The following is a 23,197-nucleotide window of genomic DNA, read 5'->3' on the forward strand; positions in this document are numbered from 1 at the left end:
AACCATGGATATGAAAGCAAAAGTAGCCCAAACCTTATTAGATATTCAAGCTGTAAGCTTAAGCCCAGAAAAGCCCTTTACTTGGACCAGTGGACTTAGATCGCCAATTTATTGTGACAATCGGATGATTATGTCCTTCCCCAAAGAGAGACGGACTATTGAAGAAGGACTAGCTGACTTAATCAAGCAAGAATTCCCAGATGTTGAAGTGATTGCTGGAACGGCAACAGCTGGTATTCCTCATGCCGCTTATGTCTCTGATATCCTAGGTTTGCCGATGATTTATGTTCGGTCAAGTGCCAAGGCTCACGGCAAGCAATCAGCTATTGAAGGTAAGTTAGATTCTGGAGCTAAGGTTGTGATGATTGAGGACTTAATCTCTACTGGAGGAAGTGTTATTCATGCGGCGGATCTTGTAGAGGCAGCAGGAGGGCAGGTCCTAGGTTGTGTAGCCATTTTTAATTATTTGCTTCAAGTAGGTAAGGATAACTTCGAGCGATCTGGCTACAAGTTAGCTACCTTAACAGATTACCAAGCGCTCGTAAGCTATGCCGTTGGTTTAGATGAATATAAGGCTCACCAAGAAGCCTTGGAACAGTGGCACCATGATCCTCAAGCTTGGAGCCAAGCACACGGCCAATAAGAACAAAGATCAATTAAATGAAGGCAAAAATCCTATACTCGTCAAGAGAAAAGTATTTCCAGCTTGATGAGTATAGGATTTTATTATCTATGGATAGTAACAATTATTAGCGAATAAGTTGGAAATAAGCGGTAAGGTTAGGCGTGTGGTAGACTTGATCTTGGTGGTCGATGACAATGGCTTCAATACCTGGCGTTTTGTCAGCTATCACTAGCGCTTCTTTTAATGGCTTAGCAAAAAGGATTGTAGTCCAAAGCTCACCATCGATAGACTTGTCACTAACAATGGTAATAGAGCTCATCTCGCTTTGCATAGGATAGCCTGTGTTTGAATCAAAAATATGATGATAGGTCTGACCGTCGATAGTGAGTGAGCGCTCATAAATGCCTGAAGTAACTACGGATTGGTCTTGAGTGGCTAGGACACCTACCAGGCCCCCTCTGGATTGGTCGGGGTCTTGAATCCCCACTCGCCACCAACCATCTGGACGTGTGACCGATTGGCCGATTGTTAAGACATTACCGCCTAAATCGATAATCCCACTTTGAACGCCGTGCTCTTGTAAGTACGTCTTCAGCTTATCTGCAAAGAAACCCTTGGCTACAGCTCCTAAATCAATTTCCATGCCAGCTTTTGGTAAGTAAACAGTCTTGGCCTCTGAATCCAATAATATATCATTAGGGTTAATAAGGGGTAGCTTAGCTTGAATTTCTTCTGGGCTAGGTACACGAGCATCCTTGAAACCGATCTTCCACAGTTTGATCAAGGGCCCTATGGCAATATTTAAGGCAAGCTTGGAGACAATACTGTAAGTTTTACCAAGTTCGATTAACTCGAAGAGATCATCATCTACCTTGACCTCTTCATGTCCGGCATGGTGGGCGATCTTCATCAATTGTGAATCAGGTCGATTAGCACTGAAACGATAATTATAATCTTCTAGCAGATAGCCGGCTTGTTCCAGTAGATTATCTGCCTCAGGATGGTCGATTTGTAAGGTGATGATTGTCCCCATTAAGTGATATTGTCGCTGGGTAAGAGCCATTTTTTCATTCCTTTCAATTTGCTTTAATTATTATAGCTTATCTTGAAGGCAAGAGCGAATTTGAGCGTTTACTATAGAAAAGCTCTATTGAAAGCAACGATGTTTTTACTGTTTAGTGAAAGGTGTGTATGTTATAATGGTTTATATGTTTATGCTTAGGAGGTGAACAAATGGCGATTGCAACGATGAAAAAATTGTCGGTGCTTTCACAAAAAGATCAACAATATTCTTTGATTCAATTGCTACAAGGTCTTCAAAATACGGAGATTATCGATTTGAGTCAATATGATCACTCAGATTTAGCGGATTATTTCACCCACTCGTCTAATCAAGAGCTGATTGCTAAGCTCAATCAAAAGATTAAACAAATTGAAGAAGCAATAACTTTTCTTGATCAATATCAAGTATCTTTAAATTTCTGGCAAAAATTGACTCATAAGCGTGAAGTATTTACTTTGAGTCAACTAGAGGCTAGCATTGAGCAAATCGATTATGATGAGCTCGTTAATCAGACACTAGCTAATAAGAAACGCTTGGCTGATATGGCTGGCGAAAGGTCAGATTTAGAAAGTCAAGAAGCCTTTCTTAGACGATGGTTGAAGTTGGAGATTCGTCCTCAAGATACGGGGCAGTTCCATCTATTTAAGATCGCTATTGGAAGTATTGAGACCCAACGTCAAGAAGCTTTTGAAGAAGCAGTCCATCAAATCGAAGGAGCACATCTAGATGAGCTTTATTATTCAGCCGATCAGATCAATTATATGATAACCGTTGCCAAGTCCAACCAGGAACAGCTGGATGAAGTCTTGAGAGACTATGCTTTTCAAGCTTTGTCTTATCCATATAATCTTCTACCAGAAGAGGAATTAGTCAAGAATAAAGAAGCCACCCAGTCCTTATTGGCTGAGCGACAATCCTTAATTGACCGGTTAGAATCAGATGATTTAACGATACGCTTCCTAAAGCTAGCTAAGGAATATCATTATGCTCTCATGGAACGCCATAAGGCACAGGAATTAATTGCCCAAAGTGATAACTTGAGTTTACTGACCGGTTGGATTCCTGAATCCGAGCTAGATGATACAAGGTCTTTACTGGCCGATCGTTATTCGGGGTCAGTAGCTGTCTTCACTGATGAAGTAGAACCTGAGGAAATAGAACAAGTTCCAGTTAAATTAGAAAATGCTGCTATTGTTCAGCCTTTCGAAATCTTAACAGAACAGTATGGCTTGCCACACTATTCAGGGCTGGATCCAACCCCTTATTTTTATCCTTTCCATATCGTCTTTTTTGGCTTTATGAGTGCGGATTTGGGTTATGGTTTGCTCTTATGGCTTGGCACCTTTATTCCATTAAAGTTAGCTGATTTGAATCCAGCGATGCGCAAAAATTTAAGAATGTTTAACCAAATGGCTCTCGGGACGATGGCCTTTGGCCTTATGTTTGGGTCCTTCTTTGGCTTTAATCTGCCTTTTAAGGTGATCGACCTAACTGGGCAAGTCATTAATGTCCTTATTTTATCGATTGTCCTAGGGATTATCCATTTATTATTAGCCCTAGTCTTAAAGGTCTATCTAAGTTACCGTGATAAAGATTATGCCTCACTTTACTTAGATGGTCTTCAATGGATCCTTATTTTGCTAGGAGTCGTTATCTATGGTGTGAATATGGCTTTTATCAACCAAGCTTGGTTAAGTCAGTTAGCTGTCGGTTTAATTTTAGCCAATATTGTAGGCATGTTTTTAGTAAATATTTTAGCTAGCGAAAACAAGTTTGCGGGTCTAGGAAAGGGTCTGTTTGGCTTGATGGATTTGGCCTCTTATCTAGGAGACGTCGTTTCCTATTCTCGCTTGATGGCCCTTGCCTTGTCTGGGGCGAATATTGGAATGGCTTTTAACTTGATTATTAGTCTCTTTCCACCTGTGGCTCGCTTTAGTATAGGTATCTTACTATTTATTGCCTTACATGCCTTAAATATCTTTATCACCTACCTTGGAGCCTATGTTCATGGTATGCGTTTAGAATATGTTGAATTTTTTGGAAAGTTCTATGAAGCGGGGGGCCGTCCATTTAAACCGATGGCACCACTACAAGAATACATTTGGATTGCAAAAGAAAAGAGGGAGTAGAAGAAATATGTTAGAAAATATCTTTGGACCACAGACTGGTTTGATTCTAGGTGCTCTTGGAGCAGCGATAGCTGTATTTGTCTCAGGGATTGGATCTTCTCGTGGAGTGGGCGTTGCCGGTGAAGGAGCCCAAGCCTTGATCAAGGAGAAGCCTGAACTATTTGGTTCGGCCCTAGTCATGCAACTATTACCAGCCACACAAGGTTTGTATGGGTTCGTAATTGGACTAATTATTGTCTTACGTCTAGAAGCAGGAATGCCTGCTGGAGATGGCTGGTTCTTATTGATGGCATCATTGCCAGTAGCGATTGCTGGGATGACTTCAGGTCCCTACCAGGGTCGAGTTTCACTAGCGGGAATGCAAGTATTGGCTCAACGTCCGGAGAATATGACCCAAGCCATTGCCTTTTCAGCCATGGTTGAAACCTATGCTATCTTAGGCTTTGTTGGCTCAATCTTGATGCTCTTCTTAGTCTAGAAAGGACCGGTGAAGTTCATGACACATCCAGTTGACTATGGGATGGTGAACATCACCATTCGTTACCGGGAGGCTAACTTGCTTAAGTTAGCTGATTATCAGCAATTATTGCATGCAGCTAACTTAGAAGAAGCCTTAGATATTCTAGCGAGTAAGGGCAATTACGCTCAATTCGTTGAGTTGATTCGCCAAGGCCATTCTGTAACCCAAGCTTTAATGAAGGCTTTAATTAGTGAATACAATTGGGCCTTAACAAGTGCTCCGGATCCATTCCCTGTGGAGTTATTAGCCCTGAAGTATGTCTATCACAATTTGAAATTGCTCTTCAAGGAACGTGTTACCGGTAATTCTTGGCCAGACTTATATATACCGCTGGACTTGTATCGTCGAACGGCATTGGAACAGGCCATTCAATTGCTGACCTCAGATGAATTGCCTGAACACTACCTTGAAAGCATTCGAGCGGTTAGTCGTCATTACCAAGAATATCAAAACCCGCAAATGATTGATATTATCTTTGATCAAGGCTACTATCAGCATTTGCATTACTTGGCTCAGCTGATTGATGATACGAATTTGATGAAATTTGTTGAAATTGAAATCGATCTAGAGAACTTGAAGGTCGTTGGTCGATTTATCCATCAAGAAAAGCCAGCCAACCTATTGCTTGCGATGTTAACCGAGGGTGGAAGCTTGAAACCATCTGAAATTGTTAGAGCTTACCGCCAAGGAGCACAAGGGGTAGTTAACTTCTATCAAAATACTGAATATCATAGCTTAGTTCCTCAGGTCGATGTCTTTAGTCAGCCGTTTCAATTAGAACAAGCGATTGACGATTATCAGATGAAGCAATTACAAACGATTAAGATTGTACCCTTTGGGCCAGCTCCACTCGTATCTTATCTCTTAGCTAAAGAAACAGAGAATCAGAACTTAAGGATTGTCCTACAAGGGATTGAGAATGGCTTAAATCGAGAGCTATTAGCGAACACCCTTCGTTTGACCTTTGTAGATGAAAATAAGTAAGATGAATTCCCCGTCAGAAACTATTTCTGGCGGGATTTTTGTTTCTATAGCGAATTAGGAAATATTTTACTTTTTTTCATCGTTGTATTGAAAAGTTTTGATTCAATTGAGATAATCGGTTTAAACAGTTCAGGGAGAAAAGGATGTCTGACTTTATTTCGGCTAATTTTTACGATGTGGTTTTTTCTTGTGTTTTTGTAATGATTGTATTTATTCAAGCTAAAACCTATCAAGAACGTTATTTAAATTTTTTTGAGTTAATAGCTATTTATGTTTTTATTTTTTTGGGACGTTTGAATCCACTTACTTTCTTATCAAATACCCTCAATATCATTAACCTATTTATTTTAACCTGTCTAGTTTGTCTTTACTTAACTAGACGAATTGATCAAGTGTTGATCTATTTAGCTGGTATCTATTTAGGCCTTTTTAGCCATGAGCTCTGGTATTTTTATCTCATGCCTCACTTATCGCTTGGTAAGCCTAGCTGGCGTTTAATCATCTGGTTAGTAGGCAGTCTAGTTATTAGCTGGAGTGTAGCTAAAATTTACTATTTAGTGATTGGTAAAGTGAGCAGGCAATCAGCTAGAATTCGACGTTATTTCTTTTGTGGCCTAGGTCTTTTTTTGTTGACTTTGTTAGGTCCGGCTATTTATCAAGATACTTTGATTTTGACTCAGGATCAGTTTAGCTTTATTTATTTGATTAGTCTGTACTTAATACTGTTAACAATATTCGTCTTAGCGGTAGCCATTTATTATCTGGGTCAAGAGCAAGTCCGCCAAGCTCAAGAAGAACGGAGCCAACTGCAAATGGACCAGGCTTATTATCAAATGATTCAACAACAATATTTGGAATTAAGACGGTTTAAGCATGACCATGATAACTTAATGTATGATTTAAGTAGATTGCTCCAAGCTGGAGATCTTCAAGCAGCTAAGTATTTCCTCCAAGAAGAACTTCCTGATCAATATCACTTGGAAGCTAAAGAAGACTCCCTGGGCTCTTTGTCGCGTTTGAGCTTAGTGGGGATACGACAATTATGCTATGCAAAACTCAGCTATGCTAGTAGTTTGGGCATTGTAACCACCCTGGAGATAACGGACGACTTGGCGAATTTGCAAGTATCTTCAGCGAGTCTAACGCGAATGTTAGGAATTATAATCGATAATGCAATTGAAGCTTGTCAGAGCTTATCTGAAGCGAAACTAGACTTATTAATCTGGGGCGATAGTGAAAATGCCACAATCTTGGTTGGCAATAAAGCCCATTTATCTATCACAGAATTTATTCAACGTGATCAGTTGAACTATTCAAGCAAGGGGTCCGATCACCAAGGCTTGGGATTAAGTAATTTGAATCTATTAGTTGAACGTAGCCACTGCTTACTCTATACGGGTATGCGTGAGGGAATGTTTTATCAAGAGCTTGTTATTAACAGGAAGGTTGAGGAGTAAGAATTTATGATTCCAATAATAATTTGTGAAGACAAGGAAAGTCAGCTTCAGAAAATTTCAAACTTTGTTGAAAATATTTTACTCATTGAAGACCTTCCCATGACCATTAGTCTTAAGGCCCAAACGTCTCAAGAAGTTAAAGATTATCTTGACCAGCGAGATCCAAAATTCTCAATATTTATATTAGATATTGAGCTTGAGGAAGTAGAAGGTGGATTAAAGTTAGCCAGGTATATTCGGCAACGAGATGACCAAAGTAAAATTATCTTTGTGACCGCTTATTCAGAATATTTACCTTTAACTTATCAATATCATATTGAAGCTTTCGGTTATATCGTTAAGACCCAACCAGAATTAATGAAGGAAATGTTGGCTGAGGCATTAATAACGGCTCACCAACGCAATAATAGTTATCATTACAAGCGGAATTTATTTACGATCAAGCAACAAAATCGGATCCAAACCTTCGATCTAGATGATATTTTTTATTTTACAACAGCGCCTATCTCTCATAAGGTAGTTATGGTAGCTAAAACAGGAATCTTTGAGTTTTATGATAGTTTGTCCAAGGTAGAGCAGGCCAACCATTCATTAATTCGTGTCCATAAATCTTATGTAGTGAACAGTCAACATATTCGGTCCTTAGACCGAAATACGATGACTATCATCTTGAGCGATGACCACCAAATTCCGGTCTCACGTCAATGTGTTTCAGTGGTCGAAACGATTCTTGACCACCAAAAATAATCGTTTTGAAAGGAAAAAGTATGTCAATCAAAAAAATACAATCCTTAATTAGTATAGGGCTTATTACGCAATTACTGATGCCAATCCATTTAATTCTAGCTCAAGAATCAGCTAATATTGACTCAGATTCACCCAGTAGCCTAGAAGTGGCGGAAGAAAAGGTGACAGTAGAGAGTGAAAGTCATGTTCCAGTTAGTGAAACAAGCAAAATGGAAGACTCACAGGAAAACACTGAAACGCCCCTGGCTCTAGCCAATGAGGATAAAGGAGTTAACGATAGCTCTTCAGAAGCGGTCGAAGCTTCTAATCCAGATCACTTGCCTGTTCCTGATCAGGAATCAGAGGAAGATAGTAAACTCCTTGATCCGAAATTACGGGATCAACTAGCGGATATTCACCGTCAAATTGTGGATTCTCAGTCCTCACCTGCTGATAAGTGGCGCTTGACAAGAGAAAGTTTAGCAGCCATCAAAAGGGCTCAAGCGGACCCAGTTCTCACCGGTCAATACTTAAATCGAGTCTACCCTGACTGGTATAAATCAGCTGATCTTAGACAAAGTAGCCATTATTTGATGCTGAATTGGATGAATCAAGCAGTAGCTCCCTACCGATACCAAGAAGACCATAATTTGAACGATAAATTCCATCAAACACAACTAGCAAGTGATCAATTGTTAGCTTTCTTTGAGAGTGTAGAACAAAGAAGAAAATCCTATCGCTTTGAATTAGCCAGTCAATTGTTGAGCCGAGCTAGTCAAGGGACTAGTTCCCCCTTCATTCGTCAAGAGCTAGCTTCGCAATTAATTGATGAGATTATAAAGTCTCCCGTCGATTTATCGATCAAGAATGACTATTTGAGACAAGCTAATCTTTACGGTTGGTTAGCGGATAAGGATCTGAGTCAGCAACTCAGGTTTGCAGCATTCGAAAGTTTCAGGCAAAATCAAGCAGAATCCAAGGAATATCCTGCTTCTCTTTGGTTGGCAGGTTTGGATCAATTAATCAATAGGCGGGATCTGCCCCAAGGATGGGTATCAGATTTGCCCAAGTTCTTATCGATTTACCATCCGGAAGACTTAGAAGCCCTGGAGGATTATTACAAGGACAGAGAAGCGATAGATGGTGATTCTATTCGGTCCCAACCAAATCTCGCTCAGGATCCTTGGGGTGATTTGCGTCGCAAGCTGAGGGCTGACTTGAGTCTGGATCGACTTAATCGACAATTAGAAGAAGTGGGTTACAGACAACAAGTAAGCCAATTTTCATTCAAGGAACGCTGGGATTACTTGAGTCAGCTTCCAATTTGGAAGTTAGAGGGAGTTTATGACGTTAGAGAAGGAAACTACCCGCAATTTATATTAGCCCACTTACAGAATATCGATTCAAACCTAATACCATCGAATCTGGAAGAGTTTCGTTATCTGATTGATGTGATCAATCAAATAGCAACGGAAGAAGTCAAGTATTTACAGGCAGCTATGAGTGATAGAGATTATGCCAGCCAAGTTGCCTTGAATCGATTATTAGCGGATGTTGAATCGGATTGGAATCGTTTTGGGGAAGGGGATACTAAAGACCGTCTGCAGTTTTTGCTAGGATTATTTCGTTTAAAAGATGCGCCTGGAATGAGTCAGAATGGAAGCTTCTATTCTTTAGCACAGCTATTAGCTAGAATTCAAGAAAAATTTCCCCATTTTCTCCCTTCTATTGATCGAGAGCATGTTTCTCCGGAATTAATTCTTGAATTTGCAAACAAACAAGCAACCAGTGATCAATTTAAGGTTAGAGGCTTGCTTGAGGCCCTAGATCTTCAAGTAATCAAACGTCCGCATCCTAAATTCTTGTTTGATTTCTTAAAAGACCAAAGCCATGCCCAACTTGAACAGCCAGAAGATGACTGGCAACGATTAATTGAGATCGGACAAGTGGCACAAGCCAATCAATTAAATATGTCGAACTTGGGGCAATTAATTAGTCGGCACTTTCCCGAATTATTGCCAAATGACCGTAGTCGACAGATCCTCTATGACAGGCTCCAAGCAAATAGGAATTTAATTGGCTTGCTCTATAATGCAAATTTTCTAACCACGGAAGATCTCGCCTATTACTCATCTTTACCAGTCCTAAAGATGCGTTGGCTAAAAGATCAGGAAAACTTTCCATTGACCACTCAAAATGGAGAAGAACAGCTGGCCTATTTCTACCAGCTTATTAGCCAAGGACGATTCAATATGCAGGCTGCCTTAATGAATTATTTACGTTTCATTGAAGATGCCAACCCCCAAATCTTTGTTAAAGGACATAAGCTAGAGCCTAATCAAGTTCAAGCCTACTGGGACCAGTTAGGCCAAGTTAAGTTCAGACAGCTCTTCCTGACTTATCTCCAGACAGTCGGAGCTATTGATGAAGATCAATATTGGACCTATTATGATGATTTAGAGCGTCAGCAATTAGAGCCCTTACGACAAGAATACTTGGCTTTAAAAGCGGAAGCAGCTGAAGAAGATCAGGTCTTTCAGTGGTGGTCAGGGATCGCCAATCCTAAGACACAGAACCGATTGGTGACGAGTGGCTTGTTGGACGATGAGTTATCATGGTTGTTGCCCCACGCTCTAAAAGCTCGCATTCGCTCAAGTTTCCCCTTAGGAAACATTTCAAGCGGGGGAGGTATTGCAGGTCGTGAAAATTTACGGGGAGAGCGCCGACTCTTTAATCAAGAAGTTCAAATACCAGCAAAGCCAGACCACCAAGATCGCCCCGAACTCTTACCGGAGCCACCCTCTACTGAAATCGAGGCAAAGAAACCTCAGGGAGATGAAGCTAAACCTAATCCGCCCGAAGTTCAGCCTGAAACTAATCAGCCGACTCCTGATCCTGAGCCCTATCCACCATCACTGACTCTAAAGGATACAGAAGAGACAATTATTTCGTCTACTAATAGGGATCTAGGGAATAAAGAAGGTCAGCTACCCTCTGATGGTTTATTATCTAATAGGGGTGGTTCAGAAGTTATGAACCGGAATATAGATAGTTTAGAGCCATCTTCAGCTACTGACCAACTAAGTTCTGATCGAGTAGATCCTAACCTATCATTAAGAGCTGTGACCGGTGAACGGAGTAACAGAGTAGAAGCTCGAGAGACAGATCGACAAGAAGCTAGTAAGGATAATGGGGAGTCAGCGAGTGATGCGACCCATTCACAGAAGTCAAAACTTCAATCTTCTCAAAAGAAAGATAAAGGGCGTTCGAGCGTAGAGAGTCCCTATAGTCCTTCTGGACTTCTTCTTGTTGTTTCACTTATCTTGCTATGTTTAGGGATCTATTCTTACACTAAGCGTCACCATTAATTAGCACAGGGATTTTACTATAGATATAGTGAAATCCCTTTTAGTTATGATAAATATAAAAACAATCGCGCCAGTCATGCGAATCTTTTGGGGAGATTGTCTGGCTGAGCTGAAAAGGAGTGTGTTGTTCTAAAAAATTAAGATAGTCTGGGTGTGGATAATAAAGGATTAAGTATACGGTAAGAGAATTATTATTCGAAAACCGCAAAATATCAAAGACTATTGGCCGAAATAATAGTATACTGAAAGGGTTAAAAAAGTAAAATATTCGATGATTTTGATGAAGCTGAAAAAGACGACCGTCTTGGTGATGAAGTTTGATGGGGGCATGGTGAGGAAATCGCTTGTGGTAGCTATGATAATTAGCTTCAAGTTCCTTAAAGGTTTGCTCATGGAATTCAATTCCATCTACAGGTATTTGCCAGATATGATTCAAGTAGAAGAGCACTCGACCAGAGCCGGCGCCATAATCTACAAGCTGACTTCCGGGAACTGGTCTAAAATGTTGGCTCAAGAGTTCTAAACGATCATAGGCAGTGGATTCTAAGCGATTGAAATTGTAGGCTAATTTATTGGGCCAATTTCTTAGATTGCCAGTTTCGATGCCCAGACTCTTATCATTAATCATTGCAAACCTCCCAGGGATAATTTTGATGTTTCCTACAGAATATTTTACCATTGATGTTTGATAAATAATAAGAATGGAGAATTAGATGTTACACCCAAATACCAATCAACTTATTTGGCGATTCAAGGACCAGCACTATAGCTATACGGGTGAGCTAGGCCCGGTGTTACATAGTAATGGGACTGCCTTTTTAAGACTATGGGCGCCGAGCGCTGAGTCCGTTGATGTTATATTATATGATAAGGATGACTCACAGACAGCACTGGGTCAGATACCAATGAACTACAGCGAAAAGGGTACTTGGCATGTGGATTTAAATGCCGATAATGCCTTCGGTATTGAAAATTTAGATGGTTATTATTACCATTACGAGATTCAAAGAGGAGACGAAAAGGTCTTGGCCTTGGATCCATATGCTAAGTCCATGGCTGCTTGGAATAGTCACGATAAATCACAAAAAATTGGTAAGGCTGCTATTGTTGATCCTGGAGCTAACGGTACGGTATCAGATTTTGCCAATATTCCTGGCTACACTGACCGTCAGGATGCGGTTATTTATGAACTCCACGTGCGAGATTTTACTGTGGATCCCCAGATAGCTGACGAGCTCACCCAGCCTTTTGGGACCTTTGAAGCGATGATTGAGCGCTTAGATTACATTCAAGAATTAGGAGTTACTCATATTCAGCTCTTGCCCGTACTCAACTATTACCATGCCAATGAATTGGCTAAGAATGAGCGTTGGCTAGACTATCAATCCTCCTGGACGAATTACAATTGGGGCTATGATCCGCATCACTATTTTGCCCTCACTGGTATGTATTCCAAGGATCCCGAAGATGCAGGTTCGCGTATTCGCGAATTCAAAGCCCTCGTTGAAGCCATTCATGAGCGGGGAATGGGCGTTATCCTAGATGTCGTCTATAATCATACTGCTCAAACTCATATTCTTGAAGATTTAGAGCCTAATTATTATCATTTCATGAATATTGATGGCTCTTCCAGAGAGAATTTTGGTGGCGGTAGATTGGGGACTACTCATTATATGACCCGCCGCTTGATGATTGATTCTTTGGTTTATTTGTTAGATGAATACAAGGTGGATGGTTTCCGCTTTGATATGATGGGGGATTTGGATGCTGAATCAATCCAAATGGCTTATGATGAATTGGCAGGTATCAACCCTAAGGTCTTGTTATTGGGGGAAGGTTGGTCAACTTATTGTGGGGATGAACTAGATCCAAAAGTTAGACCCGCCGACCAGTTTTGGATGCAGTATACTGAAGATGTAGGGGTCTTTAGTGATGACATTCGCAATTATCTCAAGTCTGGATTTGGCGATGAGGGCAGTCCACGCTTTTTAACTGGAGGACCTCAACATATTGCTTCAATCTTCAAAAACTTAAAGGCCCAACCGACCAACTTTATTGCCGATCAGCCCAAGGATGTGGTTCAATATATCGAAGCCCATGATAACCTGACACTTCATGATATTATTGCCCTTTCGATTGGTAAGGATCCTAAGTTTTATACACCTGAAATCCACCAACGCATTCGTTTGGGCGCTCTCTTACTGCTTACAGCTCAGGGGACAGCCTTTATCCATTCGGGTCAGGAATATGGTCGAACTAAGCAGTTCCGTCATCCAAATTTCCGTCAACCGGCTGCAGATCCTAGTCAAGCCCCCGATTCGTCAACTCTGATGCTGACTGTTAACCAGGAGCCTTTTGATTATCCTTACTTTATTCATGATTCTTATAATTCTTCTGATGCGATCAACCGCTTTGAATGGGAGAAGGTCAGAAATAAAGAGCAATATCCTGAAGAAACCCAAACAGTAGCTTATACAAAAGGACTAATTCAATTGCGCCGCTCCAGTGACGCTTTTCGCCGAGAAACGGTAGGGGAAGTTGAGGAGAGTATGATACTCTTAGATGTCCCGGAAATCGGTGAATTCGACTTGGCCATTATCTATTCCTTAGAAGCTAGCAATGGTGATCGTTTCCTTGTTGTCTACAATGGATCAGATACAGAGCGAAGCTTCACCCTCCCTTATTCATTGGACGATTGGCAAGTCATTGTCGATGGACAAAAAGCAGGAGTCGAACCGATTCAAAAACCCAAGAATTTCCAATTAGCTGATCATCAAATCAAGGTGGATAGCTTAACAGGACTAGTATTTAAGATGGAAGCCTAACTTTTCCTAATAAAAAGTAAAAGCGAGCCAATTGTATGGCTCGCTTTTTATTTGTATTTAATTAGTCTTGGGGTCTTAAGAGGCGTAAGCGTACGACTCCTTCAACTTGTTCGAGAATCTCTAAGGTCTCGCGGTCAATATCACTATCGATATCAATCATCGTATAGGCCCAGTCGCCGCGGTGGTTATTAGCAAGGGTTGCGATGTTGATGTCTCGGTCTCTCAAGAAGTCAACCAACTGTCCTAGCATATTAGGAATATTGCGGTGGTTAACGGTAATTCGAGCCTTGGCTTTTAGTTTACCTAAGTGAACATCTGGATAATTGACGGAGTTGGTGATATTACCATTTTCTAGGTAGTCTTCGAGTTGGTTGGCGACCATCTTAGCAGCGTTGATCTGACTTTCAGGTGTAGAAGCACCAAGATGCGGAATATTAATAGTATTTGGCATATTTAAGGTGGCTTCTTCAGGGAAGTCAACAACGTAGGTAGCGACCCGACCATCTTCAATGGCTGTTTTTAGTGCTTGTAGATCCACCAAGCCATCACGGGCCATATTGATTAATTTAAGTCCTGGTTTAGCATGCATGAGTAGATTCTCATTGACAAAATGATGGTTTTCTTCGGTATAAGGAATGTTTAAAGAGATAAAGTCACATTCTCTAAAGAGAGTCTCTACATCATCAGAGTAAATAACCTGACTGTTAACCCCCCAAGCACTTCTCAAGGTAACATAAGGATCATATCCATAGACAGTCATACCGAAATCCACACACATGTTGGCAATTCGTCCCCCTACAGAGCCTAAGCCAACGACACCAATTTTTTTGTTTTGTAGTTCGTGGCCGACAAACTGTTTCTTGCCTTGTTCGACCTTCTCAGTGATCTGATCTTGTCCTCGTAGCGATTCTGTCCATTGGAGAGCTTGAAAGACGTTACGTGAAGCCATAACAAGAGCCATCAAGACGAGTTCCTTAACGCCATTGGCATTAGCTCCAGGTGCGTTACAGACAACAATTCCTTGTTCACTACAGCGGTCAATCGGAATATTGTTAGTTCCAGCTCCAGCACGTCCAATATACTTCACATTTTTGTCAAATGTTGCATCATGTAGCTTAGCGCTTCGAACTAGAATAGCATCCGGTTGGTCAAAGTTTTGTCCCATATTAAAATGTTTAGGGAGGTCTTTGAGGGCTTTAGGGTCAATATTATTTAAAATTTGAATGTTTCTTTGTTTAGTCACAGTTATACTCCTCTATTTATTGTCTTTAGCGAATTGGGCCATATAATCAATCAGAGTATCGATCCCTTCGATTGGCATGGCGTTGTAGATACTGGCGCGGATACCGCCGACACTGCGGTGGCCTTTAAGATTCTCAAGGCCTCGTTTCTTAGCTCCTTCAATGAATTTAGCATCTAGTTCAGGACTAGGCGTTAAGAAGGGAACGTTCATTAGGGATCGGTCTTCCGGTCGGGCCGTTCCCTTGTAGAAGGGACTCTCGTCAATATATTGGTAAAGCTTCTGGGCTTTTTCTTTATTGATCGCTTCCATAGCTGGGATTCCTCCCAGTTCTTCCAGCCATTCCAGTACTAATTTAAGCATATAAATATTATAGGTTGGTGGTGTGTTGTATAAGGAATTACTATCAACGTGAGTTTTGTATTGTAACATGATCGGTGTTTTGTCCTGAGCCGGTCCGATTAGATCCTTACGGATAATGGCCACAGTTAGACCAGCAGGGGCCATATTTTTTTGAGTTCCAGCATAGATTAGACCAAATTTATTTACATCATATTCTTCAGATAGAATATTAGACGACATATCAGCTACCAAAGGAACGCCATCTACTTGTGGGACTTGATCCGGTTTAATACGAGTTCCATAGATCGTATTGTTGGTACAAATATGGATATAGTCGGCCTCCTTTCGGTAGTCAGCGGCGGTTGTTTTAGGGATATAGGTGAAGTTTTGGTCTTTACTACTAGCTACAATTCTAACGTCACCATATTCCTTAGCCTGCTGATAGGCCTTATTAGCCCATGAACCGGTGATGAGATAATCTGCCTTATGGTTTTTAGTCATTAAGTTTAATGGGACCATCGCAAATTGGGTAGAAGCCCCTCCTGTTAAGAAGAGTACTTCATAGTTATCAGGAATATTCATTAATTTGCGTAGGAGTGCGATCGCTTCTTGATGGATCTCATCATAGGCAGCCGACCGGTGACTCATCTCCATTACTGATAGTCCTTGATCTTGGTAGTTTACAAGTTCATTTGCAGCCTTTTCTAAGACACTCACTGGCAAGACAGATGGTCCAGCTGAAAAGTTATAAATTCGATTCATCATTCATTCCTCCAATAATCTTTACTTAAGACAAAAACACCCAGTTACTAAAGTAACTGGGCGTTTAAACGCGGTTCCACCAATTTTCGTTGACAAGTCAACCTCATCTTGCATAACGGGCAGGTCCGGACTAGCATTTCCTCTAGTCGATTAGAAAAGTAGAACGTCAGGTCTTCCAATATGCTGTTGCAGCAAACCAGCACTCTCTGAGATCGTAAATTCCAGACGCATGTCTTTTCTTAGATAAAATCTCATTAATCTTATCTCTTTCTTATCGTATCTTAAGTTAAATCAATTTAAGCACAGTTTATTACAAATTGCAAGTTAAAATGTGAAAAATATATTTGAGTACTTAAAATATAAAGTGAATCTTAATCCAATTGATAAAAATACCAGTGAATCGTATAATGGGTAGAATAAGTAGAGGAGGAATGGAAATGAAAAAACTTTCATCAACTTTATTGGCTCTTAGCCTGAGTTTTACGGCCCTACCCTTAACAAGTTTTGCTCAAGAAGCAAATCAAGCAGAAGATTTCAAGGCAGTGATTGTGACTGATGTAGGTGGAATTGATGATAAGTCTTTCAATCAAGGTGCTTGGGAGGGCTTAGTCTCTTGGGGACAAGAGCATAATAAAGAAGAAGGAGAGGGCTATAATTATTTACATTCCCAATCAGACTCAGATTATGTGACTAATTTAACAACAGCTGCTCAATCCGATTTTGACATTGTGTTTGCCATTGGTTACAAGCTGCAACCTTCGCTGGAACAAGTGGCTAAGCAATTTCCTGACCAGAACTTTGCGATTGTCGATGGTTTAATCGAAGCTGAGAATGTGGCTTCTTTGAATTTTAATGATGAGGAAGCTGCTTTTCTAGCTGGAGTAGCTGCTGCTAATTCCACTGACAAAGATAAAATTGGCTTTATTGGTGGTGTTGAAGGAGTGGTGATTGATAAGTTTGAAGCAGGATTTGTGGCGGGAGTCCAAGCAGTAGCGCCAGATAAGGAAGTGGTCGTTGAGTATGCAGGGTCTTTCGTAGATCCAACAAAAGGACGCACACTAGCCTCGACCATGTACGCTCAAGGAATTGACTTAATTTTCCATGCTTCAGGACCCACTGGAAATGGTGTCTTCGCTGAGGCCAAGGATTTAATCACTGCTGATCCCAGTCGTCAGTTATGGGTGATTGGGGTAGACCGAGATCAAACGGATGAGGGAGCCTTCAAGGTAAATGGTGAGGATCGCAATGTGACCTTAACCTCTACTCTCAAGAATACGGGAAATGTGGTTAGAAACTTTGCCAATCAGATGATGACTGAAGGATTCCAATCTGGAAATATCCAATCTAATTTAGCTAATGATGGTGTTGGATTGGCTAATGGCCAACTAGACCAAGAGACCTTGAAATTAGTGGCAGAATTTAAAGATAAGATTATCTCAGGTGAAATAACCGTCCCAGATAAACCTGGACAATAATGATGAGGGTCTCTAACTGCAAATTGAATGGATTAGTGCTATCATAAAGGTATAAATTATAAGGGGGAATAATAATGACTAAAGTTGCTGTAATGTTGGCAGATGGTTTTGAAACGATTGAAGCGCTAGCACCAGTAGATATTCTAAGACGTGCTGAGATTCCTGTAGAGACAGTGGGTCTAGCCCCTTCAGTCAAAAGCGCCCAAGGAATTGTAGTCAAAGCCGACCTTGTAATAGACAAAGACTTTGATGGCAGTGGCTATGACGCTATTGTCATACCGGGAGGAATCCCAGGAGCGCCTAACTTGAAGGCCAACGACCAAGTGGTTACTGCAGTTAAAAAAGCTTACCAAGAAGATCGCATTGTCGCAGCTAACTGTGCGGGACCAATTGTGTTAGCTGAAGCCGGTATTATGTCGGATGTTGATTTTACATGTGCCCCTAATTTTGAAGATCAGGTAGCTGATGGTAATCATCAAGCGGAAGCGACGGTTGTTGTGGATGGCAAGGTCTTGACTGGTCGAGGAGCTGCAGTATCCTTAGAATTTGGCTACCAATTGCTTGATATGCTGGGAGGAGACTCTCAGCCGATCAGAGAAGCGATGCAGTATCCTTATTTATTTAAATAATTTGACTCTTTATAAATAGAATAAGTGAGTCCAGAGCGCCTGAGGGCGCTCTTTTTTTCATTTAATTTTAATAAATACTATCTATAGCAAGAATATGGTACAATATCGATTATAGAGACAAAAAATGAGGTGTAGCATGGTAAGATCATTTATGAAAGACTTTAAACGAATCGTCATCAAAGTGGGAACTAACTCCATTATGAACACTGAAGATGGGAAGATGGAAGTGAATTTCCGCCAATTAGACCGACTAGCTTTTGCTATTTCTACCTTGCAACAAGAAGGTAAGGAAGTGGTGCTCGTTTCTTCTGGGGCCGTAGGTGTGGGAGCAGCGAGTCTAGGAATGGATGCCTATCCGGATGAATTAGTTGAAAAGCAAGCCTTAGCTGCTATAGGTCAAGGCATCTTGATGGGGCACTATGGCCGTTTCTTTGACCATTATAATCAAGTGGTTGCCCAAGTTCTGTTGACTCGTGATGTGATCGATTTCCCGACCTCCTTAGAAAATGTTGAACGCTCCATGGAGTCTTTAATTAACAAAGGGGTGGTGCCGATTATCAACGAGAATGATACGGTAGCGGTTGAGGAGTTGGATCATTTAACCAAGTTTGGAGATAATGATACCTTATCAGCCATTGTTGCCAGTATTGTTAAGGCAGACGTTCTAGTGATTCTATCGGATGTGGAGGGCTTATATGACAAGAATCCCCATGAATATGAGGATGCCCAACTCTTATCCTATATTCCTGAAATTACTGATCAAGTTATTGCCATGGCTGGTGGTAAGGGATCCGAATTTGCTATGGGGGGTATGGCAACCAAGTTAAGTGCGGCCAAGATCATGTTAGATCACGATGCAGCAATGGTTATAACCGATGCTAGCGAGCCTACGGTATTATTTAGAATATTTGATGGAGACCAAGTAGGTACTTTATTTATGAAGGAGGATAATTAAGATGGATCAACGCTTAATTGACTGGGGAAGTAAGGCTAAACAAGCAGCTAATCAATTACGAAAGTTAGATCGGGCAAGTAAAGACCAGGCATTGGAGGCGATTGCCAGTCATTTAGAAGCCAATATTGACCGCATATTATCTGAAAACAAAAAAGATCTTCAAGCGGCGCGTGAGGCCGGTTTATCAGAGTTCTATATTGACCGTTTGATCCTCGATGAAGATCGGATTAAAGGCATGGTTGGGAGCGTTCACCAGGTTGTGAACTTTCCTGATCCGGTAGCTAAGACCGATGCGGAATGGATCAATCAAAATGGTCTAAGAATCAGTAAGCGACGGGTTCCTTTGGGAGTTATTGGAATTATTTATGAATCTCGGCCAAATGTAACGGTTGATGCGACTGCCTTAGCTCTTAAATCTGGTAATGCGGTTATTTTAAGAGGTGGAAAGGAAGCCTTGCATTCCAATCAGGTCCTAGTAGAAGTGATGAAGGAAGCTTTGGCTCAGACATCAGTCTCACCAGAAGCTGTTCAATTCATTAATGATCCATCTAGAGAATTATCAGCTGAATTTATGCAACTGAATGATTATGTCGACACACTGATTCCTCGTGGTAGTGCAGGCTTGATTCAGGCGGTTCTTCGTCAAGCAACCATCCCAGTTATTGAAACTGGAACTGGTAATTGCCACCTCTATATTCATCAAGATGCAGATTTGGCCAAGGCCAAGGCAATCCTGTTGAACGGGAAGACGCAACGAAATTCAGTGTGTAATGCTCTGGAATCTTTAATTATTGATCAAGCGGTTGCTCAAGAAGCCTTACCTGAACTCGTGACAGCTTTGGCTTTAGAGGGGGTTGAAGTTAGAGGAGATGACTCAGCTCAAGCTATTGATGAACGCATCGTTCCAGCTTCAGAGGAAGATTATGCAACTGAGTTCTTAGATAAGGTTATTTCAGTGCAAGTTGCCCCATCTTATGATCAGGCGGTGGCCTTGATTCAAAAATATTCAACAGGACACTCAGATGCTATTGTGACGGAATCTTATTCGGTGGCTCAAGACTTTATGAATGATATTGATTCTGCGTGTGTTTATGTGAATGCCTCTACTCGTTTCTCTGATGGAGAAGTTTTTGGTTTTGGAGGAGAGATTGGTATCTCTACACAAAAACTCCACGCCAGAGGACCAATGGGTATTGATGCTCTGACGTCTTATAAATATACTATTCAAGGTAATGGACAAGTTAGACAGTAGCATCTAACAGAAAAAATATAGCTAACAAATATCCCCTCAGCTTTGAACTGACCCCCTAAAGTTGGACCAAGAAAAATCCAACTTTAGGGGTCAGTTCAGACTGGCTGAGGGGATATTATATTTTCTTAGTTAATCATCCCAGTTAATTTACCAACTTAATCGATTAGATAAAATACTGGTAGTATAACTCCTTCAAGGAATCATTCAAACTTGTAGCTGGGATCGCAAAGAACATTGAAATTTCTGAGGCCCCTTGGTTGATCATTTGCAAACTGACATCAGCATCCCTAAAGGCTTTGGTGGCTCGATTAGCTAATCCGATATAATCCCGCATTCCTTCTCCTACAATCGCCACAATAGCTAAGTCTTCTTGGACATGAATCCACTCAGGATCGAGTTGAGCCTGAATATCTTCTAGGATGAGGTCCAGCTTGTTGTTACCTTCCAATTGATCAGATCTTAGAATAACAGAAATATCGTCAATACCAGTCGGCATATGTTCAATATTAACCTGATGGTCTTCAAAAATTTGTAATAGTCTGCGAGCGTAACCAATCTCGCGGTTCAATAAATAACGTTTTAACGTGACGGACATGAAGCCATCATCACCGGCAATCCCAATAACAGGTAGGGTGTCAATATCATCACGGTCATTGACGATCATTGTGCCGCCAGATTGGGGGTCGTTGGTATTTTTAATCATGACGGGAATTTTTACCTGATATAAGGGTTCCAACGCTTCGTCGTGAAAGACACTAAAACCTGAATAAGATAACTCTCGCATTTCACGGTAAGTTAACTGCTTAATAGGATTAGGACGCTTGACGATGCCAGGATGAGCGGAGTAAATATAACTAACATCGGTGTAATTCTCATATAGGTCTGCATTAATTCCGCGAGCGATGATGGCGCCAGTAATATCAGATCCTCCTCGAGAAAAAGTGACGATTTGATCGTCATTGGTGACGCCAAAAAATCCTGGGATAATAATCGTTTCTTCCATATTTCTAATATTAGCGATCTTTAGGTAAGATTCTTCTAATAATCGCGCATTGCCTGGTTGATCACTCACGATGATTCCAGCATCCTTAGGGGATAGGTACTTAGAAGGAATGCCAATCTTGGTGAAATATTGGCTAATTAATTGGGCATTAAAGTCCTCACCCCTTGACTTCAAAGCGTCAGACAAATGGTCAGGGTCTGACACATGTTCCAAATAATAGTCTAATGAAGCTTCAAATTGTTCCAGTAAGGAATGATCTAACTCTAAGTCATCAATGATTGATTGATAGCGTTTAAGAATTGCCTGCTTATTGTCACTGGTGTCGATTCCTGCAATATGGTCAGTATATAAGGCAATCAATAGGTCAGTAACCTTGGTATCTTCTTCATAACGTTTACCAGGCGCAGAAACAACTACCGCTTTAATGTCAGGATTATCCTTAATGATAGTTGCTACAGCTTGAATTTGTTTGGCATCGCATAAGGAAGAACCGCCGAATTTTGCTACTTTCATTTAATCACCTCTAATTAGTCTCTACTTTTTATTTAACAACTATGATACAATAAATTCTGACAAAATAGTAGTCATTATGGCAAAATGATGAAATATTCATGAAAAACATTAGGAGGACTGAAGGATGAAAGTAGCAATCTTAGGAATGGGAACGGTAGGAAGTGGTGTGGCTAAATTATTAATGGACAATCAAGAAAAAATTGCCCGTCATGCCGGAGAACCCATTGAACTCAGCTATATCTTTAGCCGTTCTATTCATAATCGTCACAATATAGACTTAACAGGGATTAAGATCAGCCAAGATATCGATGAGATTTTAGCAAGCGATGTCGGTATTATTATTGAAACCATGGGTGGTGTGGATCTAACTTATGAAATCCACAAAAAAGCACTTCAAGCGGGCAAACATGTGGTGAGTGCTAATAAAGATATGTTAGCGCTCCACGTTGATGAGTTAAGTGAATTAGCTAATGCAAAGGAGCGCCAACTAAATTACGAAGCTTCTTGTGCAGGAGGCATTCCGATTGTTGATGGTATTCAATATGGCCTAAATGCTAATAATATACTCGGTATTATGGGAATTCTAAACGGAACGACTAATTACATCCTGTCAAAGATGTCTCAGGAAGGTTGGACTTATCAAGAGGCCTTGGATAAGGCGACTGAATTAGGCTACGCTGAGGCAGATCCGACCAATGATGTAGAAGGCCTGGATGCCCGCCGCAAAATCTGTCTATTATCACGGTTGGCCTATGAGCAAAAAATTGATGTCGAAGCTATTAGTGTTCGTGGTATCAGCCAGGTTGACTTAAAGGATATTCAAGCGGGGCAAGCTAATGGTTACACCCTTAAGTTGGTTGGACAAAGTCACTTGCTTGAAGATGGTCGCCTCTCCATTAGTGTGGAGCCTGTCTTCTTACCAGCTAATCATCAAATGGCTTACGTGGGAGAGGCTTATAATGCAGTTTATGTCATCGGAGATGCTGTAGGTGAAACTATGTTTTATGGTCCCGGAGCAGGGTCACTTGAAACTGCTTCAGCCATTATGGCAGATGTTATCTCAGCTACTCGTTATGGCTATATCGGCAATACAACCCCTGATACAGAGGCACGAGTTCACTCTGGACGCTTGGTAGCAGATTATTATCTTCGTTTTAATGAATCTGCTGATAATGTGTCACAAGTATTTGATCGATTAGGCGTTTCTTATACTTACCTTGATCAAGATCAATCCATTGTAGTAGCTAAGCAGTTAGAGCCTAGTGATTTTAAAGTGCTCAATCAAGAGTTAGATCTATTAGCAGATTATCGAATGATGAATTAGGAGGA

General features: G+C 40.9%; 18 protein-coding genes. 13 read left to right on the top strand and 5 right to left on the bottom strand.

Annotation, left to right across the window (positions count from 1 at the left end; all coding sequences use genetic code 11):
- Window positions 1-4: 4 nt before the first annotated feature.
- A complete protein-coding gene (gene pyrE, locus T408_RS0101625; protein ID WP_028118399.1) occupies window positions 5-643 on the top strand; it encodes an orotate phosphoribosyltransferase in 639 nt (212 codons plus the stop codon).
- 106 nt (window positions 644-749) lie between these two features.
- On the opposite strand, the gene T408_RS0101630 is transcribed toward pyrE, so the two are convergent.
- Window positions 750-1,688 carry an FAD:protein FMN transferase gene (locus T408_RS0101630; protein ID WP_035419758.1) on the bottom strand — a complete coding sequence of 313 codons (939 nt, stop codon included), beginning with the start codon at window positions 1,686-1,688 and terminating at the stop codon, window positions 750-752.
- A 170-nt stretch (window positions 1,689-1,858) separates the two neighbouring features.
- Here T408_RS0101630 and T408_RS0101635 point away from each other — a divergent pair, with 170 nt between their 5' ends.
- The 6 genes from T408_RS0101635 (at window position 1,859) to T408_RS0101660 (ending at window position 10,872) form a co-directional block, all read left to right on the top strand.
- The gene (locus tag T408_RS0101635; RefSeq protein ID WP_028118401.1) at window positions 1,859-3,817 is read left to right on the top strand and encodes a V-type ATP synthase subunit I; all 1,959 of its coding nucleotides are present in this window, start codon (window positions 1,859-1,861) and stop codon (window positions 3,815-3,817) included.
- A gap of 7 nt (window positions 3,818-3,824) precedes the next feature.
- Window positions 3,825-4,295, top strand: a complete 471-nt coding sequence (locus tag T408_RS0101640) for a V-type ATP synthase subunit K (protein ID WP_028118402.1) — start codon at window positions 3,825-3,827, stop codon at window positions 4,293-4,295.
- An 18-nt stretch (window positions 4,296-4,313) separates the two neighbouring features.
- Window positions 4,314-5,321 carry a V-type ATPase subunit gene (locus T408_RS0101645; RefSeq protein ID WP_028118403.1) on the top strand — a complete coding sequence of 336 codons (1,008 nt, stop codon included), beginning with the start codon at window positions 4,314-4,316 and terminating at the stop codon, window positions 5,319-5,321.
- Window positions 5,322-5,464: 143 nt separating this feature from the next.
- The gene (locus T408_RS0101650; protein ID WP_028118404.1) at window positions 5,465-6,778 is read left to right on the top strand and encodes a GHKL domain-containing protein; all 1,314 of its coding nucleotides are present in this window, start codon (window positions 5,465-5,467) and stop codon (window positions 6,776-6,778) included.
- 6 nt (window positions 6,779-6,784) lie between these two features.
- Window positions 6,785-7,525, top strand: a complete 741-nt coding sequence (locus tag T408_RS0101655) for a LytR/AlgR family response regulator transcription factor (protein WP_028118405.1) — start codon at window positions 6,785-6,787, stop codon at window positions 7,523-7,525.
- A gap of 20 nt (window positions 7,526-7,545) precedes the next feature.
- On the top strand, window positions 7,546-10,872 hold the full coding sequence (locus tag T408_RS0101660; protein WP_028118406.1) for a hypothetical protein: 3,327 nt from the start codon (window positions 7,546-7,548) through the stop codon (window positions 10,870-10,872).
- A gap of 40 nt (window positions 10,873-10,912) precedes the next feature.
- Here T408_RS0101660 and T408_RS0101665 read toward each other — a convergent pair whose 3' ends face one another.
- Entirely contained in the window at window positions 10,913-11,500 is a 588-nt protein-coding gene (locus tag T408_RS0101665; RefSeq protein WP_028118407.1) for a class I SAM-dependent methyltransferase, read from the bottom strand.
- Window positions 11,501-11,585: 85 nt separating this feature from the next.
- Here T408_RS0101665 and T408_RS10485 point away from each other — a divergent pair, with 85 nt between their 5' ends.
- A complete protein-coding gene (locus T408_RS10485; protein WP_035419760.1) occupies window positions 11,586-13,697 on the top strand; it encodes a pullulanase in 2,112 nt (703 codons plus the stop codon).
- 61 nt (window positions 13,698-13,758) lie between these two features.
- Here T408_RS10485 and T408_RS0101675 read toward each other — a convergent pair whose 3' ends face one another.
- Complete coding sequence (locus T408_RS0101675) at window positions 13,759-14,940, bottom strand: 3-phosphoglycerate dehydrogenase family protein (RefSeq protein WP_211230820.1); 1,182 nt, start codon at window positions 14,938-14,940, stop codon at window positions 13,759-13,761.
- Window positions 14,941-14,952: 12 nt separating this feature from the next.
- Window positions 14,953-16,041, bottom strand: coding sequence for a 3-phosphoserine/phosphohydroxythreonine transaminase (gene serC, locus T408_RS0101680; protein WP_028118409.1), 1,089 nt, complete (start codon window positions 16,039-16,041; stop codon window positions 14,953-14,955).
- 431 nt (window positions 16,042-16,472) lie between these two features.
- Here serC and T408_RS0101685 point away from each other — a divergent pair, with 431 nt between their 5' ends.
- The 4 genes from T408_RS0101685 to T408_RS0101700 all read left to right on the top strand — a co-directional run bounded on the left by T408_RS0101685 (window position 16,473) and on the right by T408_RS0101700 (window position 20,352).
- Window positions 16,473-17,516, top strand: coding sequence for a BMP family lipoprotein (locus T408_RS0101685; RefSeq protein WP_455331252.1), 1,044 nt, complete (start codon window positions 16,473-16,475; stop codon window positions 17,514-17,516).
- 74 nt (window positions 17,517-17,590) lie between these two features.
- Entirely contained in the window at window positions 17,591-18,145 is a 555-nt protein-coding gene (locus T408_RS0101690) for a DJ-1 family glyoxalase III (protein ID WP_028118411.1), read from the top strand.
- A gap of 136 nt (window positions 18,146-18,281) precedes the next feature.
- Window positions 18,282-19,100: a glutamate 5-kinase gene (proB, locus tag T408_RS0101695; RefSeq protein WP_028118412.1), complete on the top strand. Its 819-nt coding sequence runs from the start codon at window positions 18,282-18,284 to the stop codon at window positions 19,098-19,100.
- A 1-nt stretch (window position 19,101) separates the two neighbouring features.
- Complete coding sequence (locus T408_RS0101700; protein ID WP_035419763.1) at window positions 19,102-20,352, top strand: glutamate-5-semialdehyde dehydrogenase; 1,251 nt, start codon at window positions 19,102-19,104, stop codon at window positions 20,350-20,352.
- 163 nt (window positions 20,353-20,515) lie between these two features.
- On the opposite strand, the gene T408_RS0101705 is transcribed toward T408_RS0101700, so the two are convergent.
- Window positions 20,516-21,868 carry an aspartate kinase gene (locus T408_RS0101705; RefSeq protein ID WP_028118414.1) on the bottom strand — a complete coding sequence of 451 codons (1,353 nt, stop codon included), beginning with the start codon at window positions 21,866-21,868 and terminating at the stop codon, window positions 20,516-20,518.
- 124 nt (window positions 21,869-21,992) lie between these two features.
- Here T408_RS0101705 and T408_RS0101710 point away from each other — a divergent pair, with 124 nt between their 5' ends.
- On the top strand, window positions 21,993-23,192 hold the full coding sequence (locus T408_RS0101710; protein WP_028118415.1) for a homoserine dehydrogenase: 1,200 nt from the start codon (window positions 21,993-21,995) through the stop codon (window positions 23,190-23,192).
- Window positions 23,193-23,197: the final 5 nt, after the last annotated feature.

It is taken from the genome of Hutsoniella sourekii ATCC 700629, from assembly GCF_000518205.1.
Taxonomy (GTDB): Bacteria; Bacillota; Bacilli; order Lactobacillales; family Aerococcaceae; genus Hutsoniella; species Hutsoniella sourekii.

Bases quoted from the DNA above. Each gene is read 5' to 3' on its own strand.
- proB (WP_028118412.1), top strand. From the start codon at position 18,282: ATGGTAAGATCATTTATGAAAGACTTTAAACGAATCGTCATCAAAGTG.
- T408_RS0101640 (WP_028118402.1), top strand. From the start codon at position 3,825: ATGTTAGAAAATATCTTTGGACCACAGACTGGTTTGATTCTAGGTGCT.
- T408_RS0101635 (WP_028118401.1), top strand. From the start codon at position 1,859: ATGGCGATTGCAACGATGAAAAAATTGTCGGTGCTTTCACAAAAAGAT.
- T408_RS0101700 (WP_035419763.1), top strand. From the start codon at position 19,102: ATGGATCAACGCTTAATTGACTGGGGAAGTAAGGCTAAACAAGCAGCT.
- T408_RS0101690 (WP_028118411.1), top strand. From the start codon at position 17,591: ATGACTAAAGTTGCTGTAATGTTGGCAGATGGTTTTGAAACGATTGAA.
- T408_RS0101660 (WP_028118406.1), top strand. From the start codon at position 7,546: ATGTCAATCAAAAAAATACAATCCTTAATTAGTATAGGGCTTATTACG.
- T408_RS0101630 (WP_035419758.1), bottom strand. From the start codon at position 1,688: ATGGCTCTTACCCAGCGACAATATCACTTAATGGGGACAATCATCACC.
- T408_RS10485 (WP_035419760.1), top strand. From the start codon at position 11,586: ATGTTACACCCAAATACCAATCAACTTATTTGGCGATTCAAGGACCAG.
- T408_RS0101710 (WP_028118415.1), top strand. From the start codon at position 21,993: ATGAAAGTAGCAATCTTAGGAATGGGAACGGTAGGAAGTGGTGTGGCT.
- T408_RS0101685 (WP_455331252.1), top strand. From the start codon at position 16,473: ATGGAAATGAAAAAACTTTCATCAACTTTATTGGCTCTTAGCCTGAGT.
- T408_RS0101665 (WP_028118407.1), bottom strand. From the start codon at position 11,500: ATGATTAATGATAAGAGTCTGGGCATCGAAACTGGCAATCTAAGAAAT.
- T408_RS0101645 (WP_028118403.1), top strand. From the start codon at position 4,314: ATGACACATCCAGTTGACTATGGGATGGTGAACATCACCATTCGTTAC.
- serC (WP_028118409.1), bottom strand. From the start codon at position 16,041: ATGAATCGAATTTATAACTTTTCAGCTGGACCATCTGTCTTGCCAGTG.
- pyrE (WP_028118399.1), top strand. From the start codon at position 5: ATGGATATGAAAGCAAAAGTAGCCCAAACCTTATTAGATATTCAAGCT.
- T408_RS0101705 (WP_028118414.1), bottom strand. From the start codon at position 21,868: ATGAAAGTAGCAAAATTCGGCGGTTCTTCCTTATGCGATGCCAAACAA.
- T408_RS0101655 (WP_028118405.1), top strand. From the start codon at position 6,785: ATGATTCCAATAATAATTTGTGAAGACAAGGAAAGTCAGCTTCAGAAA.
- T408_RS0101650 (WP_028118404.1), top strand. From the start codon at position 5,465: ATGTCTGACTTTATTTCGGCTAATTTTTACGATGTGGTTTTTTCTTGT.